General features: G+C 32.8%; 2 protein-coding genes and 1 pseudogene. 1 reads left to right on the top strand and 2 read right to left on the bottom strand.

Annotated features, from left to right (window positions below):
• The coding region (locus tag VKY41_RS09745; RefSeq protein WP_500814260.1) for a DEAD/DEAH box helicase at window positions 1-803 on the bottom strand (803 nt) is incomplete at its 3' end.
• Window positions 804-1,197: 394 nt separating this feature from the next.
• Here VKY41_RS09745 and VKY41_RS09740 point away from each other — a divergent pair.
• Complete coding sequence (locus VKY41_RS09740; RefSeq protein WP_500814259.1) at window positions 1,198-1,938, top strand: hypothetical protein; 741 nt, start codon at window positions 1,198-1,200, stop codon at window positions 1,936-1,938.
• An 81-nt stretch (window positions 1,939-2,019) separates the two neighbouring features.
• Here VKY41_RS09740 and VKY41_RS09735 read toward each other — a convergent pair.
• Window positions 2,020-2,381 (bottom strand): annotated as a pseudogene (locus tag VKY41_RS09735) (molecular chaperone HtpG); the annotation flags it as partial.

Raw genomic sequence — 2,381 nt, 5'->3', positions numbered from 1 at the left:
TTTTTTATTAGGGTTTGTTCCAATTTATCAACTCCAAATTTGGTACGTCTAAAAATTAAAATACTGCCTTTTATCTCGTTTCTTAATAAATGCAAACACAATTCTATTTTGTTGCGCTTGGGTACATAGTACAACACTTGTCCAATGGTATTGGCGGCAAATAAATCTGGTGAAATTTCAATGCGTTCCGGATTGTTCAAGATGGTTTTTGCCAACTGTTCTACTTTAAAAGGCATGGTAGCAGAAAACAATAAAATTTGTTTTTGCTTCGGGCATAAGCTTTCAATATGTTTAACATCGTCTATAAAACCCATGTCTAGCATTAAATCTGCTTCATCTAAAACTAGAATCTCAACTTGATCTAAATTAATTACGCCTTGTTTTTCTAAATCGATTAATCGCCCAGGAGTGGCTACCAAAACATCAACCCCTTTAGTAAGTACGTCTATTTGTGGTTCTAGAGGTGTTCCTCCAAAAATTACTGTTGTAAGTAATTTGGTGTGTCGCCCATAAGCTTTAAAGTTATTCCCAATTTGTAAGGCTAATTCTCTAGTAGGACTTACTATCAAGGCCTTTATGCTTCTCCCTCTTTTTAGCGGATCTTGGTTGTTAAAAAGCATTTGTAAAATTGGCAAAGCAAAAGCTGCTGTTTTTCCAGTCCCGGTTTGGGCTGAAGTAATAACATCTTTTTTAGCCAAAACAAAAGGGATGGTTTTTTTTTGAACTATTGTAGGTGTTTTATAGCCTTGTTCTTCAATAGCTGTTAAAAGAGGATCGATAAGTTGTAAGTCTTTAAATGACATGCTGATATATTTACTACAAAGATAGAGGAATTTTAAAGCAAATAATTTGTGATAAGAATATTTTCAATAATTGAAGAAGACTTCATTTAAATTTCTAGAAGTAAATCAGCTGTATGTTTTTTTCGTCCTTCAATTTTAAGCCGATAAGTAAATCCTTGCTTTCGGACAATGGATGATGGGGTTCGTACTAATCTACTGATTTAAGGGTTTTTAATGGAGTACCTTTAGCTGTCTTCAAATCTGACATGTCATCTTAAATGGTTTTAAAATATCACCATTTATTATAAAAGTTCAGATATTTTATTTTAAAAAAACACATTTGCAATCGCTGCAAATACAGCTGTTAATCAATTAAATTGTAATAATTATGTTAAAAAAATGTATCGCATCAATTATGATGCTCGTAATGGTCTTGGGAATTTCGTTACAAATAAATGCACAAGACAAGGAAGATTATACCATGTGGGAAACTCTAATGTTTACTCCTGATTATACCAACCTTAAGGTGTTGGGGGAGAATATGAAAAAACACAACGCATTATACCATAATACAGGTCCTTATAAAGCTACTGTTTACAACATATCTACTGGTCCAAATTCAGGAAATATGATCTGGCAAATGGGGCCAATGATGTTTAAACACAATCATTCTAGACCCACAGGAGCGCATGATATTCATTGGAGAGACCAAGTGATGCCTTATATAAAACAAATTCAAACTTTAGAATATTGGATTCAAGATGATGATTTGTCTAATACGAAAATGCTTGTTGAAGAAGATACTAATTATCCAATTTTGTACGTAAGATTTATGGAGCTTAATGATGATAGTCAGTATTTAATGAAGGATTTTTTTAAGAAAGTAAGTGAAACTATAAAATCCATGCCAGGAGAAAATCCTTGGGGTTTATATTATAATGAATTTATACAAGGAGATCTTGGTCGACATGTGGCTTCTGTTAATTTTAATAAGTCTTGGACCGAATTTGATGTACAGGGCCCTAGTTTTAAGGATGCCTACGAGAAAATAAACGGAGAAAATAGCCTTCAAAACTTAATTGATACCCGAGACAATCTATTTAAAGATGCCTTTGATGAAATTTGGGAATACAATAAAGAGCTGAGTGGCGACTAAAGAACACCAACCAAATATTATTGATAAAAAAACCACCTTGTTTTGCAAGGTGGTTTTGTACTTATAACTAATTAAAAAGAACTACTTAATCATTTCGTAACTACGTTTAATAAAGTTAGTTAGTTCTTCACCTTTTAAAAGTCCTTGAGACAATCTGGCTAAGTCCAAACTTTGTGTAATTAAACGTTCTTGTTTCTTTTTAGTTTTAGTCGCTAAAATTTCACCTACTAAATCAGAATTTGTGTTTACAACCAAGTTGTACATATCTGGCATATTACCAAAGCCAAACATGCCACCTCCTGTTTGTTGCATTTCTTTCATTCTACGCATAAATTCTGGTTGCGTAATCATAAATGGAGTAGCATCACTATCCATAGTTTCTAATTGCACTGAGAATTTTTCAGCAGGAATCACTTCTTTTAAGATGGTTTCCAATTCTGTTT

Source organism: Xanthomarina sp. (genome assembly GCF_035306605.1).
GTDB lineage: Bacteria > Bacteroidota > Bacteroidia > Flavobacteriales > Flavobacteriaceae > Xanthomarina.
Note: the sequence above shows the minus strand (reverse complement) of the source record. Positions and strands in the feature narration are given on the sequence as shown.

What these genes read in the sequence shown, in the direction of transcription:
- VKY41_RS09740 (WP_500814259.1), top strand. Translation starts at nt 1,198, where the DNA reads ATGATGCTCGTAATGGTCTTGGGAATTTCGTTACAAATAAATGCACAA.